At 70.0% G+C, this 15,973-nt stretch carries 8 protein-coding genes; 7 read left to right on the top strand and 1 reads right to left on the bottom strand.

The features are described from left to right. Positions 1-228 precede the first annotated feature (228 nt). The 7 genes from ABGA98_RS12645 (at position 229) to ABGA98_RS12615 (ending at position 12,957) form a co-directional block, all read left to right on the top strand. Complete coding sequence (locus ABGA98_RS12645; protein WP_347618430.1) at positions 229-2,319, top strand: alpha-1,4-glucan--maltose-1-phosphate maltosyltransferase; 2,091 nt, start codon at positions 229-231, stop codon at positions 2,317-2,319. 71 nt (positions 2,320-2,390) lie between these two features. After that, positions 2,391-4,091 carry a maltose alpha-D-glucosyltransferase gene (gene treS / locus ABGA98_RS12640; protein WP_347618429.1) on the top strand — a complete coding sequence of 567 codons (1,701 nt, stop codon included), beginning with the start codon at positions 2,391-2,393 and terminating at the stop codon, positions 4,089-4,091. A 3-nt stretch (positions 4,092-4,094) separates the two neighbouring features. Beyond that, positions 4,095-5,420, top strand: a complete 1,326-nt coding sequence (locus ABGA98_RS12635) for a phosphotransferase (protein WP_347618428.1) — start codon at positions 4,095-4,097, stop codon at positions 5,418-5,420. Positions 5,421-5,642: 222 nt separating this feature from the next. Next, the gene (glgB, locus tag ABGA98_RS12630; protein ID WP_347618860.1) at positions 5,643-7,802 is read left to right on the top strand and encodes a 1,4-alpha-glucan branching protein GlgB; all 2,160 of its coding nucleotides are present in this window, start codon (positions 5,643-5,645) and stop codon (positions 7,800-7,802) included. A 120-nt stretch (positions 7,803-7,922) separates the two neighbouring features. Further along, a complete protein-coding gene (locus ABGA98_RS12625) occupies positions 7,923-9,911 on the top strand; it encodes a S8 family serine peptidase (protein ID WP_347618427.1) in 1,989 nt (662 codons plus the stop codon). Positions 9,912-10,105: 194 nt separating this feature from the next. Then, positions 10,106-11,479 (top strand): S8 family serine peptidase, encoded by a 1,374-nt coding sequence (locus ABGA98_RS12620; RefSeq protein WP_347618426.1) that lies wholly within the window; start codon positions 10,106-10,108, stop codon positions 11,477-11,479. Positions 11,480-11,601: 122 nt separating this feature from the next. Continuing rightward, positions 11,602-12,957: a S8 family serine peptidase gene (locus ABGA98_RS12615; protein ID WP_347618425.1), complete on the top strand. Its 1,356-nt coding sequence runs from the start codon at positions 11,602-11,604 to the stop codon at positions 12,955-12,957. Between the two features lie 228 nt (positions 12,958-13,185). Here the strand turns inward: ABGA98_RS12615 and ABGA98_RS12610 are convergent, their stop codons facing one another. Further along, positions 13,186-15,948 (bottom strand): BTAD domain-containing putative transcriptional regulator, encoded by a 2,763-nt coding sequence (locus ABGA98_RS12610; RefSeq protein WP_347618424.1) that lies wholly within the window; start codon positions 15,946-15,948, stop codon positions 13,186-13,188. Positions 15,949-15,973: the final 25 nt, after the last annotated feature.

The following is a 15,973-nucleotide window of genomic DNA, read 5'->3' as shown; positions in this document are numbered from 1 at the left end:
AAACCCCTTCCAGGAACAAGCATGAAGAGGCACCATTGGGGCAACTTTCCTCTTTGTTGGCCCTCCCACAGACACACTCGGGAGGTCTATCCGCTGCTGTCCAGAAATAACGTGCAAGGATCGTTACTGCCAGGGTAGGCCGCCTCCAGCGGACCACCGGCAACGGCGTGTGCATCCACGGAAAGCCTCCGGCGGCACCGAGTGTGTCGCCGCAAACCCTTGAATGCGATGATCGGACGAATTCCCATCACGGACATCTCCCCCGTCGTCGACTGCGGGCAGTGGCCCGCCAAGGCGGTCGCCGGCGAGACCTTCGAGGTCTCGGCGACCGTGTTCAGAGAGGGCCACGACGCGGTGGCCGCGGGCGTGGTGATGACCGCGCCCGACGGGCAGCGCGGGCGGCTGAGACCGATGCGCGAGCTGGCGCCGGGCACCGACCGCTGGGGCGTGGAGGTGTGCCTGCCGGCCGAGGGCGACTGGCTGTTCCGCGTGGAGGCGTGGAGCGATCCGATCAGCACGTGGCTGCACGACGCCGAGATCAAGATCCCGCGCGGGATGGACGTCGACCTCATGTGCGAGGAGGGTGCGCGGCTGTTCGAGCGGGCCGCCAGGGCCGTGCGGGTGGCCGACTGCGCGAACGACCGGCCGGCCCAGGAGGGGCACGCCGGCGCGAACGGGCAGCGCAGGCAGAACGGCAACGGCGAGAGCGCGTGCGGGCACCGCGCGGCGCTGCTGTCGATCTCCGCCACGCTGCGGGACGAGGATCTCGACCCGCGGGCGCGGTTGTCGATCGCCCAGCTTCCCGAGACCGCCGCGCTGCTGCAGGCCCACCCGTTCCGCGAGCTGGTGACCAGGTCCAGGTCGCACAAGATCAGGGTCGACCGGCGCAGGGCGCTCTACGGCTCCTGGTACGAGTTCTTCCCCCGGTCGGAGGGGGCGATCGTCGACGAGTTCGGCGTGTCCAAGTCCGGCACCTTCCAGACCGCCGCCAGGCGGCTGCCCGCGATCGCCAAGATGGGCTTCGACGTCGTCTACCTGCCGCCCGTCCACCCAATCGGCACGACGCACCGCAAAGGGCGCAACAACACGCTCAGTCCCGAGCCCGACGATCCCGGTTCGCCGTGGGCGATCGGGTCGGAGGACGGCGGTCACGACGCCGTCCACCCCGACCTCGGCACGCTGGAGGACTTCGACGAGTTCGTCGGCCGGGCCAGGGAGCTGGGCATGGAGGTGGCGCTCGACTTCGCGCTGCAGTGCTCGCCCGACCACCCGTGGGTGAAGGAGCACCCGGAGTGGTTCACGATCAGGGCGGACGGGTCGATCGCGTACGCCGAGAACCCGCCGAAGAAATATCAGGACATCTACCCGGTCAACTTCGACAAGGACCCGGAGGGCGTCTACGCCGAGGTCAAGCGGGTGCTGCTGCACTGGATGCGGCACGGCGTACGCATCTTCCGGGTGGACAATCCGCACACGAAGCCGGTGATGTTCTGGGAGCGGCTGCTGGCCGACATCCACACGACCGATCCCGACGTGATCTTCCTGTCGGAGGCGTTCACCCGGCCGGCGATGATGCGCGCGCTGGCCAAGGTCGGCTTCCACCAGTCGTACACGTACTACACGTGGAAGAACTCCAAGTACGACGTGGAGGGCTACCTGTCGGAGCTGGCCCACGAGACCTCGCACTATCTGCGGCCGAACCTGTTCGTCAACACGCCGGACATCCTGCACGAATATCTGCAGCACGGCGGCGTCCCCGCGTTCAAGATCAGGGCGGTGCTGGCCGCGCTGGCGTCGCCGGCCTGGGGTGTCTACTCCGGGTATGAACTGGGGGAGAACGTACCGGTACGCCCGGGTAGCGAAGAATACCTGGATAGCGAAAAATATCAGTACAAGCCTCGCGATTGGGTCACAGCCGAACGCGAGGGACGTAGTCTGGCTCCCTTCATCACTCATCTGAATTTGTTCCGAAGAGCGCATCCGGCACTGCAGGAATTGCGTAACCTACGATTCCACAGGGTCGACCAACCGGACATCGTTTGCTTCTCCAAACGGCTGCCGAGCGCCTACGACCCGGCCACACGAAGGCACGGGATGGGCGACGTCGTGCTCGCGGTCATCAACTTGGACCCACACCACACCCATGAGGCGACCGTGGATCTCGACCTGCCCGCCATCGGTCTCGACTGGAACGCGGAGTTCGTCGTCGACGACGAGCTGTCGGGCGAGTCGTACCGCTGGAGACAGAGCAATTATGTACGCCTCGACCCCCACATCCAGCCTGCCCATATTCTCACCGTACGAGCCGCGCCACGGTAGAACTGAATTCAGCGGGGAGTCTTCAACTTGTGTGACAGCACCTCCCTCATGAGCACCCCGCGAGGCCGCTCATGAGCATCACACCCATTCCCAACACCTTTGACGAAGAGAAGCCGCGCGACCCCTACTGGTACAAACGCGCGGTCTTCTACGAGGTCCTGATCAGGGGTTTCGCCGACTCCAACGGCGACGGGACCGGCGACGTGCGAGGGCTCATCAGCCGGCTCGACTATCTGCAGTGGCTCGGCGTCGACTGCCTGTGGCTGCTGCCGCTGTACGAGTCGCCGCTGCGTGACGGCGGCTACGACATCGCCGACTTCATGAAGATCCTGCCCGAGTTCGGGGACCTGGGAGACTTCGTGAAGCTCGTGGACGAGGCACACAAACGCGGCATGCGCGTCATCGCCGACCTCGTCATGAACCACACCAGCGACGCCCACCCCTGGTTCCAGGCGTCGCGGCACGACCCCGAGGGCCCGTTCGGCGACTTCTACGTGTGGTCCGACACCGACGAGAAGTACCAGGACGCCCGGATCATCTTCATCGACACCGAGACGTCCAACTGGACCTACGACCCCGTGCGCGGCCAGTACTACTGGCACCGGTTCTTCCACCACCAGCCCGACCTCAACTACGAGAACCCGGCCGTGCAGGACGCGATGCTGGAGGTGCTGCGGTTCTGGCTGGACCTGGGCATCGACGGGTTCCGGCTGGACGCGGTCCCCTACCTCTTCGAGGAGGAGAACACCAACTGCGAGAACCTCCCGAGGACCCACCAGTACCTCAAGCGGATCAGGTCGGAGGTCGACCGCCTCTTCCCCGACCGGGTGCTGCTCGCGGAGGCGAACCAGTGGCCGTCGGACGTCGTGGAGTATTTCGGCGACCCGGTGGGCGGCGGGGACGAATGCCACATGGCATTCCACTTCCCCTTGATGCCGCGCATCTTCATGGCCGTACGCCGGGAATCCCGCTACCCCATTTCCGAAATTCTGGCCCAAACACCGAAAATTCCAGAACATTGCCAATGGGGAATCTTCCTCCGCAACCATGACGAGCTCACGCTCGAAATGGTCACGGACGAAGAACGCGACTACATGTACACCGAATACGCCAAAGACCCCCGCATGCGGGCGAATGTCGGCATCCGCCGCCGCCTGGCCCCCCTGCTGGAGAACGACCGCAACCAGATCGAGCTGTTCACCGCCCTGCTCCTGTCGCTGCCGGGCTCCCCGGTGCTCTACTACGGCGACGAGATCGGCATGGGCGACAACATCTGGCTCGGCGACCGCGACGGCGTGCGCACCCCCATGCAGTGGGACCCCGACCGCAACGCCGGCTTCTCCGACTGCGACCCCGGGCGGCTCTACCTGCCGGTCATCATGGACCCGATCTACGGCTACCAGGCCATCAACGTCGAGGCCCAGCAGAAGAACGCCGGCTCGCTGCTGCACTGGACCAGACGCATGATCGAGATCCGCAAGCGGCACCCGGTCTTCGGGCTGGGCGGTTACGCCGAGCTCAACTCCTCCAACCCCAGCGTGCTGGCGTTCGTACGCGAGCTGGGCGACGACCGCATGTTGTGCGTGAACAACCTGTCGCGCTTCCCGCAGCCGGTCGAGCTCGATCTGCGCAGGTTCGTCGGCGTCGCTCCCGTGGAGACGATGGGTGGGGTCCCATTCCCGGCAATTGGCGAACTTCCGTATCTTTTGACGCTTCCCGGGCATGGGTTCTACTGGTTCACTCTCCCGCCGGCCGTCATCCAGGAGGAGTAGGACGTGCTTGACGAGCTCCTTGCCGCATGGATCGGCCGCCAGCGTTGGTTCGGTGGCAAGGGGCGCCCGATCGACACCCTGTCGATCGACTCGGACGTCGAGCTGACCCCCGGGCTCCGGCATCTGATCGTCGCCGTCTGGCAGGAGGGCTCGCGCGAGCGTTACCAGGTGCTGCTCGGGGAGCGCCCCGCGCTCCCCGACCGGCTCGCCCACGCGCTGATCGGCACGGTCGGCGACGTCTACCTCTACGACGCCGTGCACGACGCCGAGCGCACGGACTGGCTGCTCGACGGGATGGCCCGCGACGAGGAACGCAGCGGCCTGCGCATGCGCCACGTCCCCGGCGCCGTCATCGACACCGGGCCGCGCAGCGTGGTGCTGAGCGCCGAGCAGTCCAACACCTCTCTCGTGTACGGCGACGCCTACATCTGCAAGCTGTTCCGCCGTCTCATCCCCGGCGTCAACCCCGAACTGGAGATCGTCACCGCGCTGGCCGCCAGGAACGCGCCGCACATCGCGCAGCCGTACGGGTGGATCGAGACCGACCTCGACGGCACCGGCACCACGCTCGCGTTCATGCAGGAGTTCCTGTCCACCGCGAACGACGGCTGGGACCTCGCCCTGGCCAGCGTGCGCGACCTCTACGCCTCGCTGCCCGAGGTCCCGGCGTCCGAGGCCGGAGGGGATTTCGCGGCCGAGTCGCTGCGGCTGGGCACGGCCACCGCCCGCGTGCACCGCGAGCTGGCCGCCGCCTTCCCCACGGACGTCATCGAGACCCACGAGGTCAAGCGCATGGCCGAGGGCTTCCGACGCCGGCTCGGCCGCGCCGTGTCCGAGGTGCCCGAGTTGCGCCGGCATGTGACCGGCATTGAGCACGCCTACCACCAGGTGGAGCTACTGTCCAACGAGGTGCCCGTGCAGCGTGTTCACGGCGACTACCACCTCGGCCAGGTGCTGCGCACCACGACGGACTGGGTGGTGCTGGACTTCGAGGGCGAGCCGGGGCAACCGCTGGCCGAGCGCAGGGCGCTGTCGTCGCCGCTGCGCGACGTGGCGGGGATGTTGCGCTCGTTCGACTACGCGGCCAGGCACCTGCTGGCCGGCCACTCCGAGGCCGAGGCACTGGAGCCGCGGGCCCAGGAGTGGGCCGACCGCAACAGGGCCGCGTTCCTCGACGGGTACGCCGAGGGCGGCGGCGTGATCACGCGCGGGGACGCGGTGCTGCTGAGGGCGTTCGAGCTGTCGAAGGCCGTGTACGAGGTGCTCTACGAGGCCCGCAACCGGCCCTCGTGGCTCCCGATCCCCCTGGCCGCCTTCCGCCCCCGCTAGAGGCCCGCAGGCCGGACGGGTTCAGCCACACCCGCTGGGACTTCACCGCCCAGGCCACCTGACCGGCGGCGGGGGGACGGTATGCCGGGTTAAGAACGGGAAAAGACTCTGAGCTCCGCCTTGTGGATGAACCCGGATTTTGCACTTTCGGTGATTGTCTCGGTGATAGCGGGCAGTGCCTGGGATGGACGGTCATCATGGGGCAAGGTGGGGAGTATGCCGATGAGGACAGAGCTCGACCGCCTGGCGGGCGGGGCGCATCACGATCCGCACTCCGTGCTGGGCGCGCATCCCGTGGCGGGCGGGACGGTCTTCCGCGCCCTGCGGCCGCTGGCCGAGCGGGTCGAGGTGGTGCTCGACGACGGTACGGCCCACAGCATGAAACACCAGGCCCACGGCGTGTTCGAGGTCACCGTCCCCGGACTCGACAAGGTCCCCGGCTACGCGTTGAGGGTCAGGTACGCCGGCGCGGAGCCGTACGTGATGCGTGACCCCTACCGGCACTGGCCCACGCTCGGCGAGGTGGACCTGCACCTCATCGGCGAGGGGCGGCACGAGCGGCTCTGGGAGGTGCTCGGCGCCCGCGTGATGGAGCACGAGGACGTCGAGGGCACGGCGTTCGCGGTGTGGGCGCCCAATGCGCGCGGCATCAGGGTCGTCGGCGACTTCAACCACTGGAACGGCACCGGCTACCCGATGCGCTCGCTGGGGCGTTCGGGGGTGTGGGAGTTGTTCATCCCGGGGCTCGGGGTGGGCGAGCGGTACAAGTACCAGATCCTCGGCGCCGACGGGATGTGGCGCGACAAGGCCGACCCGATGGCCAGGCGGACCGAGGTGCCGCCGATGACGGCGTCCGTGGTGGACAGGTCCGAACACGTCTGGGAGGACGGCACGTGGATGGCCGAGCGGCGCGAGCGGCAGCCGCAGCACGGCCCCATGAGCATCTACGAGGTGCACCTGGGGTCGTGGCGGCCGGGGCTGTCGTACGTCGAGCTGGCCGAGCAGCTCTCCGCGTACGTGTCCGACCTGGGCTTCACGCACGTGGAGCTGCTGCCGGTGGCCGAGCACCCGTTCGGGGGTTCGTGGGGCTACCAGGTGACGTCCTACTACGCGCCGACGGCCAGGTTCGGCACGCCTGACGATTTCCGCCGTTTCGTGGACCTGCTGCACCAGCGCGGCGTCGGGGTGCTGCTCGACTGGGTGCCGGCCCACTTCCCCATGGACGACTGGGCGCTCGCGCGCTTCGACGGCACGCCGCTGTACGAACACGCCGACCCGGCCAGGGGCGAGCACCCCGACTGGGGCACGTACGTGTTCGACTTCGGCCGCAGGGAGGTCAGGAACTTCCTGGTGGCGAACGCCCTCTACTGGCTGAAGGAGTTCCACGTCGACGGGCTGCGGGTGGACGCGGTGGCGTCGATGCTCTACCTCGACTACTCGCGACGCGAGGGCGAGTGGACGCCGAACGTCTACGGCGGCAGGGAGAACCTCGACGCGGTGGACTTCCTCAAGGAGATGAACTCCGTGTGCTACCGCGAGGCGCCCGGCATCTCGACCGTGGCCGAGGAGTCGACGGCCTGGCCGGGGGTGTCGCGCCCGGTGCACCTGGGCGGTCTCGGCTTCGGGTTCAAGTGGAACATGGGCTGGATGCACGACACGCTCGAATACCTGCGCCACGAGCCGGTCTTCCGCCAGTACCACCACCATCAGATGACGTTCTCGCTGCTGTACGCGTACTCGGAGAACTACGTGCTGCCGCTGTCGCATGACGAGGTCGTGCACGGCAAGGGTTCGCTGCTGGGCAAGATGCCCGGCGACGAGTGGCAGCGGTTCGCGCAACTGCGGGCGCTGCTGGCGTTCATGTGGGCCCATCCGGGCAAGCAGCTGCTTTTCATGGGCGGCGAGTTCGGCCAGGGCTCGGAGTGGTCGGAGGAGCGCGGGCTCGACTGGTGGGTGCTGGAGTTCGACGGGCACCAGGGCGTGCAACGGCTCGTACGCGACCTCAACCGCGTCTACAAGGAGACCCCCGCGCTGTGGCAGCAGGACCACCTGCCCGAGGGGTTCCGCTGGATCGACGCCGACGACGCCTCGGGCAACACGTTCTCGTTCGTCCGTTACGGGACCGACGGGTCCGCGGTGGCGTGCGTGGTCAACTTCAGCGGCGGGCCGCACGAGAGCTACCGGCTCGGGCTTCCGTACGGCGGCCAGTGGACGGAGATCGTCAACACCGACGCCTACGACTACTGGGGCAGCGGCGTGGGGAACATGGGCATGGTGGAGGCGGGTGACGAGCCGTGGCACGGGTTGCCGCACTCGACGACGCTGCGGGTGCCGCCGCTCGGCGCGGTCTGGCTCACGCACGAGGCGCCGGACGGCGGCTGATCGGCGATTCACGGTGGTTGACCGGCGGTCGCTGAAAGTTCGGTGAGAAAGCGGGCGGGAGCCCTGTGCCTGTCGGGCAAATCACCATAAACTCCGAGATCATCCCCTCTCGGAGGACGCGTGCGACTTCGCCCCCTGATCGTATGCTCGATCGCCCTGGCCCTGCTGCCGCTGTCCGGTCCGGCCCATGCCGACGATCCGGCGACCACCCCGTCGCCCACCGTGACGGAGTCCCAGGCGCCCCCGACCGAGTCCCCGCCCCCGGCCGAGTCCGAGGCCCCTCCGGACACGCCGACCGAGTCCCCGGCCCCCACCCCGGCCTCGCCCGAGGACAAGGTCGAGGAGGGCTTAGGGGTCGACGGCGGCACGGCGCGGGCCATCGTCGAGCTGACCGGCCCCGCGGAGAACGCCCCGGTGGCGGCCCAGGCCGCCGCCGAGAGCGTGGACGTGGTGCTGCAGCCGCAGAGCCAGACGTTCATGGTCGTGAACGGCACCGCGGAGGAGCTGGCCAAGCTGGCCGAGGACCCGCGGGTCGCCTCCATCCGCCGTGACAGGACGTACACGCCCACCCAGGTCGGCTCCAACCTCACGCTGATCGGCGCCGACCAGGCGCACGCGAAGGGCCACACCGGCGCCGGCCAGGCGGTGGCGGTGCTCGACACCGGCATCGACCCCGACCACCCGTGGTACAACGGCCGGGTCGTGGCCGAGGCCTGCTTCTCCGCGGTGGAGTCCGGCGTCGAGACGCTCTGCCCGAACCAGCAGACGCAGCAGACCGGGCCCGGCGCGGCGGACGCCACCACCGAGAAGTGCCTATCCGGCGGCGTGAACCTGTGCGACCACGGCTCCCACGTGGCGGGCATCGCGGCCGGCACCAACGGCGTGGCGCCCGGGGCGAGCATCGTGGCGGTGCAGGTGTTCAGCCGGGTCAACGACGAGAACCTCTGCGGCGAGCCGTCGTGCCTGCTGGCCTACGAGTCGTCGTTGCTGCAGGCCATGGACTACGTGGCCGGGCTGAGCCAGCCGATCGCCGCGGTCAACCTGAGCCTGGGCGGGATGTTGTACGAAGGCGCGTGCGACACCTCCGAGGAAGGCTCGGTCTTCAAGCCGAAGATCGACGCGCTGCTGGCCAAGGGCATCGCCACCGTGGTGGCCGCGGGCAACGAGTACTTCGAAGGGGCTTCGTACCCCGCCTGCATCTCCAGCGCCGTGGCCGTGGGCGCGAACGACGGCGGCGACGCCATCGCGGACTTCTCCAACCGCGGCGCCCTGCTGGACCTGTTCGCGCCCGGCGTGGACATCGAGTCGTCGGTGCCGGACAACACGACCACCGTCTACAGCGGCACCTCCATGGCGACACCGCACGTGGCCGGCGCGCTGGCGCTGATGAAGGCGGCCTCCCCTGAGACCCCGATGGCCGACCTGGTCGACAAGCTGAAGACGACCGGCAGGCCGTACGTGTACGAGGCCAGCGGCACCCAGGTCACCACGCCGCGCCTCGACCTGGCGGCGGCACTCGCCGGGACGGCTCCGCAGCCGCCGATCTCACAGACCCCGGTGGCCCCGCCCGACCAGGATCCCGAGCCCGACCCCGGCGACAGCAGCGGCCCCTCCCCCGAGCCCGACGACCCGGCGGATCCGGGCCCGGACCCCGCACCCGACCCCGAGCCGGTGCCGCTGCCCACCGTGACGGTCACGGTGACGGTCACCGCGAGCCCGGTCGCGAAACCGGCGGTCACGGTCTGCACGCGGGGCAAGGCGGCCAAGACGCTGACGGCCGGGAAGTGGGCCGTGGAGATCCACCGCAGCAGCGGAACGATCCCCGACGACACGCTCACCTGCTACCTGAAGCTGATCAGCAAGTCGAGCAAGGTGTTCCCCGAGCTGACGAAGGCGTCCTCGCTCGGCAAGGCGTACCGGGTGCTGAAGAACACCCGCACCGGCAAGGCCAAGCTGGACCGCGCGCTGCTGACGGCCTGGCTGAACTGGGCGCACGGCACGAACGGCACCACGGCGCTGGCCGCCGCCGAGAAGGTGCGGCTCAGCAAGCAGCCGTCCGCGGCGGCGCTGAAGAAGGCGGCGAACAAGGTCATCAAGTCCGCCAAGTGATCCATGGGAAAGGCCGGTCTCTTACGACCGGCCTTTCCCATGGGTCGCCCTGAGGCAAAAACGTCTCCAAGGTCGCGCTGCTCGCTTTCATCTCCCACATCACCGTTGTGGCAAGGGGGATGTATGCGGCTGTACCCGGGCCAGGAGCCGGAACGCTCCCGCCTCGAGGACGAAACCGACCTTCGGAGGAACATGTGAGGCTACGGTCTCTGCCGGCCCGCGCGAGCGCGCTGGCCGTCCTGTGCGCCGTGCTGTGTGCGGCCCCGCCGCTGCAAGCCGACACGAAAGACGCCAACGACCCCGTCATCAGCCCCGCGCTCGTCGCGGAGATCAAGGCGAAGACCCGGGTCCGCTCCATCATCCAGGTCAAGCCGGGCCAGAACGCCGAGGCCGTGGCCAAGGACCTCGAACAGGCCTCGGAGGGGAGCCGGGTCCTGGAGGCGGCGTCATCGCCGCACTTCTTCGTCGCCGAGGTGGACCAGCGCACGCTGGCCAAGCTCAGGAAGGACGCGAGGGTCCAGTCCGTCTACAAGGACGAGCTGCGCCACCCGACGCTGGACGCCAGCACCGCCCTGATCCGCTCGGACCGGGCGAACACCGCCGGCTGGACAGGGAGGGGCACGACGGTCGCCGTGCTCGACACGGGGATCGACCGTGACCACCCGTTCTTCCGCGGCCGGCTGGTGGACGAGGCGTGCTTCTCCTCCTCCGACGCCGGCGACGGCACCGTCTCGCTCTGCCCGAACAGCCAGCCGAGCCAGACCGGGCCGGGCTCGGCGGACGCCGAAACCGCCCAGTGCCTGGTCAACGGGTCGAACGCCTGCTCGCACGGCACGCACGTGGCCGGCATCGCGGCGGGCGCCGTGACCGCGGGGGCGCCGTCCAACGGCGTCGCCCCCGCGGCGCGCATCCTGGCGATCCAGGTCTTCAGCCGCGTGGACAACCCGCTGACCTGCGGGTCGGGCGGCGGCAGCGCCCCCTGCTTCCTCAGCTACACCTCGGACCAGAAGCTGGCGCTGGAGTACGTGGCCCGGGTCGCCAGGGCCGACAACGTCGCGGCGGTGAACCTGAGCATGGCCGGCGGGGACCTGTTCAGCGAGGCGTGCGACGCGGACCCCGCCGCCGCAGGGGTCAAGCCGGAGTTCGACGCGCTCGTGGCGCTGGGCGTGGCGCCGGTGGTGGCGGCCGGCAACAGCGGCTCCCCGAACAGCGTCTCCTCCCCCGCCTGCATCTCCACCGCCGTCACGGTGGGCGCGACCGGCGACGACGACACCCCTGCGGCGTTCAGCAACAGGGGGGCCCTGCTGGACCTCTTCGCGCCCGGGGTGGACATCAACTCCTCGGTTCCCGACGACGCGTACGGCGAGCTGAGCGGCACCTCGATGGCCGCGCCCCACGTGGCCGGGATGTTCGCGCTGATGAAGCAGGCGTACGCGAACAACACCGTCGCGCAGAGCCTGCAGCGGTTGAAGAGCACGGGCACGCCCATCCGGTACGACGCCGGGGGCACGTCGACGGTCACCGCCAGGATCGACGCCGAGCGGGCCACCCCTGCCGCACGCGTCTGAACGGGCACCACGGAACGGGACACAACAAGAACGGGTAACAGAACCCATCCGCCCCTCTGACAACACTTGTCCGATTACTACACTTCCGGTGAGAAATGCCCCCCGAACCACCGGAGGATCAGTTGAGACTGTCGTCTCTGCTGGCCGGCGCGATCACCTTGGCCGCCACCTCGGCCGCGCTCGTCGCCACACCCGCTCTCGCCGACCCCGAAACCAAGATCGATCCTGCGATCACGGCGAGCGGCGAGCACCGCGCCATCGTCCGCGTGCAGCAGCCGGCTCTGGTGAAGCCCTTGCTCTCCAGCGCAGAAGGGATCAAGCGGGACAAGCAGAATGTCTTCGCGGAGCCGCCCGCCGAAGTGGCCGGTCTGCTGGACTTCTTCGTCTACCGCGGTACCCGCGCGGAACTCGAGCAGCTCGCCGAGCAGGCCGGGGTCGTCTCGATCCGCAAGGACAAGCTCAACGAGCCCTCACTGGTGGAGAGCATCCCCTTGATCGGCGCCGACCGGGCGCACAAGAGAGGTGCCAACGGCAAGGGCACCGCCGTCGCGATCCTGGACTCCGGCATCGACAACGACCACCCGGCCTTCGGCGGGCGCATCGTGGCCCAGGCGTGCTTCTCGGCCGGCGACTCCGCCGACGGCTCCACGCCGCTGTGCGCCAACGGCAGCCAGTTCCAGATCGGCGACGGCGCCGCCGGCGCCGAGAGCACGGCCTGCATGAAGGACGCCCCGCAGCCGCAGTACGGCCTCTGCTACCACGGCACGCACGTCGCCGGCATCGCCGCCGGGCAGCGGACTCCCGAGTTCGCCGCCGACGGCGTCGCGCCCAAGGCTCAGATCGTGCCGGTGCAGGTGTTCAGCCGCTTCGACAACTCGCCGTACTGCTCCGGCCGGCCCGTCTGCATCCTGGCCTACGACTCGTCGATCCTGACCGGCATGGCGTACGTCGACCTGCTGGCCGACCAGTACAACATCGCCTCCGTCAACCTCAGCCTGGGCGGCGGCGAGTACGCCACCTCCTGTGACACGGGCGACGGAGCCGACTTCAAGGCCGAGGTGGACAAGCTCTACGCCAAGGGCGTCGCCACGGTGGTCGCCTCGGGCAACAACGGCTTCGACGCGTCGGTGTCGTGGCCGGCGTGCGTCTCGAACACCGTCGCCGTGGGCGCCACGGACAAGCAGGACGCCGTGGCCTCCTTCTCCAACCGCGGCACGCTGATCGACGTCTACGCGCCGGGCGTGTCCATCACGGGGGCGATCGCCGGGAACACGTACGCGACGCTCAACGGCACCTCGATGGCCGCCCCCCACGTGGCGGGGGCCTTCGCGCTGCTTCACCAGAAGCGCCGCCACGCCCCGGTGGACAAGCTGCTGGGGACGCTGAAGCGCACCGGCAAGCCGATCGCGTACGAGAGCGCGGGCGCGGAGGTCACCACGCCCCGCATCGACGTGTGGGCCGCACTGAGCGCCCGCTGACCGCTGACGGGTGGGTGCGCGTCTTCCGCCACCCACCCGCCGGGGTCGGGACGTTCCGCAGCCCGCTCCACCCCCGCTCTCCGTAGCGACGGGAAGGTGAGAGCGATCTGATAGCGAGCCCTGATGTGCTGGTCCGACGTCAACCGACGTGTCCGCACATACAGGAGGAAAGCTCGTGACCCGCACGTCGCGGAACTCGTTCCGCCCGAGGCCGCGCACGCTGCGTGATCAGCAGCCCAGGCCCTTGAGCAGCTGATCGAGCCTGGCGTAGTTGGGATCGGTCGGCCTGAGCAGTGCGCGCGCCTCCTCCCAGGAGGCGCGCGCGTCATCCGGGCGGCCCATCGCGAGCTGGATCTCGCCCCGGGTCGTCAGCGACTCGACCTGGCCGCTCACGTCGGCCAGCCGCAGGGAGATCACCAGCGCCTTCTGGCAGTGTTCCAAGGCCGTCGGGTATTCGGCGGTCCCCTCGTACGCCGCGGCGAGGTTGGTCAACGCGCACGCCTCCTGCAGCTCCAGGCCGTGCTCCTGGTAGATCTCCAGTGCCTCGCGGGTGTGCCCCAGGGCGTCGGCGCAGCGCCCGGCCAGGATTTCGGTGGCGCCGTAGTTGAGCAGCGCGTGCGCCCGGACCACCGCGGAGGCCGCGGGCCGGGCGGCGATCTCCGCCTGCCGGTGGCAGGCGAGCGCGCGGTCGAAGTCTTCGGCCCGCTGCCAGACCAGCCCGAGCACGCTCAGCGCCCGGGACGTCTTCGCGGGGTCGCCGAGCCGCTCGGCGTGCCGCAGGGCTTCGCGCAGCGTCGCGTCGGCTTCGTCGTAAGCGCCGGTGTTGGAGTAAGCGCCGCCGAGCACGAACGCGGCCTGGTATCCGGCCAGCGGATCGCCGAGCTTCTCCGCGCACTCCAGGCCGGACCGGCCGGCCGCCAGCCAGTCCGCGAAATAGCGTGACCGGTCGAGGAAGTCCCGGATCTCGACAGCCAGTTGCCAGCCGTGATCCGGCAGGTCGTGATCGGCGGCGGCGCCGACGGCGGCGACGAGCGTGCTCCGTTCGGTCTCGAACCATTCGGTTGCCGCACCGCTGCCGGGAAGGGCGGGCAGGGGAACCGCGCTCTCGCCGATGCCGCGCGAGAGCGGGATCGGGCGTGAGAAACCGAGCGCGATCCGCGCCTCGTTGGCCGCCCGCACGTACCAGTCGAGCACCCGGCGCAACGCCGCCGCGCCCGCCTCGGGCCTGTCTGCCGCCAGCCGCTCGGCGGCATATTCCCTGAGCAGGTCGTGCAGCCGGTAGCGCCCCGGCCGGCGCGCTTCCAGCAGGTGCACGGCGGCCAGCCGGTCGAGCAGGGCGCGCGCCTCGGCCGGCACGACGTCCAGCAGCGCCGCCGCGCCCGGCAACCCGATGTCGCTGCCCGGGTAGCAGCCGAGGTGGGTGAACGCGCGCGCCAGGTCCGGCGGAAGCAGGTCGTACGACCACGAGAACACCGTACGCAGGTCGGCTCCCGGATCGCTGTCGGCCAGGGCGTCCAGCGGGCTCCGGCGCTGCCGCAGATCGTCCACCAGCTCGGCGAGGGAACGGTCGGGGTGCTGGGATCCCAGCTCGGCGGCGATGCGCAGGGCCAGCGGCAACCGCCCGCACAACAGGGCCAGCTCGGCCAGCGCGCCGGGCTCAGCCTCCGCCCTGTGCCGCGGGATCGCCGCCGTCAGCAGCGCCATGGCGTCGGCGTCGGGCAGCTCGCGCAGCGCCACCCGGTGCGCCCCATCGCGTGCGGCCAGGCCGCGCAGGTCGCTCCGGCTGGTCACGATCACGAAGCAGTGGGAGCCCGGCAGCAGCGGCCGGACGTGCTCGGCGTCGTGGGCGTTGTCGAGGAGCAGCAACATCCGGCGGCCGGCGAGCAGGGTGCGCAGCAGCGCCGCGGCCTCCCCCGCGTCGTTCGGAACGCGGTCCGGCGGCGTGCCGATCGCGCGCAGCAGCCGGCCGAGCGCCGCCTCCGCCGTGACCGGCCGGCCAGGGCCGTAGCCGTGCAGGTCGAGGTAGAGCTGCCCGTCGGAGAAACGATCCTGCCTGAGCCTGGCCCAGTGCACCGCGAGCGCGGTCTTGCCCGCGCCGCCGACGCCGTGGACCGCCACCAGGGCGAGCCCGCTGCCGGACCAGCGGTCGAGGTGTTCGTCGAGCGCGGCCAGTTCGGCCGTCCGACCGGCGAAACCGACCGGCGCCGGCGGCAGCTGCCGCGGCGTCACACGTTCCGGTTCGGGGCTTCCCGCCAGCGCCTGCCGGTGCAGGCGTTGCAGCCGCGCCGACGGGTCCGCGCCGAGGGTGTGCGCGAGCGTGTTCCGTACGGACTCGTACGCCTTCAGCGCCTCGGCCTGCCGCCGGTCCGCGATCAGCACGGTCAGCAGCCGCTCCCAGAGCGACTCGCGCACGGGGAAACGCGCGGTCAGCACGCGCAGCTCGGCGATCATCGCGCTCGGCGCGCGGTCGCCGAGCGCGAGGTCCAGATCGATGCGCCGCTCGACGGCCGCCAGGTAACGCTCGGTCAGCGCGGGCGCGTGGTCGCGCTCGAGCGAGTCGGACGCGACGTCGCCGAGCGGCTCGCCCCGCCACAACTCCAGCGCGGCCCGCAGCAGCTCGCGGGCGCGCCCGGGCTCGTCGTCCGTGGCCTGCTCCGCGGCGCGGACGAGCCGGTCGAACCGCGACGCGTCCACCTGATCGGGGTCGACGTCCAGAAGGTAGCCGTCGACGACGTTGCGCACCAGCCCGCCGAACTCCGGCCCGAGCAGCCGCCGGAGCCGGTGCACGTTGTTCTGCACGGCCTCGCGAGGGCTCGACGGCAGGTCGGCGCCCCAGATGCGCTCGGTCAGGACGTCGACGGGCACGACGCGCCCCGGCGGCAGGGCGAGGCTCGCCAGCAGAGCCCGCTGCCGTTTCGAGGCGATCGTCACGGTACGGTCCGGCAGCCGCACCTCGAACGGTCCGAGAAGACGGATCGGAACCTCGGGCACCCCGGCGCGCTCCTTTCCCCTGAGC

Origin of the sequence: Nonomuraea sp. B1E8 (assembly GCF_039871515.1) — a bacterium.
Lineage (GTDB): Bacteria > Actinomycetota > Actinomycetes > Streptosporangiales > Streptosporangiaceae > Nonomuraea.
Note: the sequence above shows the minus strand (reverse complement) of the source record. Positions and strands in the feature narration are given on the sequence as shown.

Coding starts and splice junctions, on each gene's coding strand:
- ABGA98_RS12645 (WP_347618430.1), top strand. CDS start 229: ATGATCGGACGAATTCCCATCACGGACATCTCCCCCGTCGTCGACTGC.
- treS (WP_347618429.1), top strand. CDS start 2,391: ATGAGCATCACACCCATTCCCAACACCTTTGACGAAGAGAAGCCGCGC.
- glgB (WP_347618860.1), top strand. CDS start 5,643: ATGAGGACAGAGCTCGACCGCCTGGCGGGCGGGGCGCATCACGATCCG.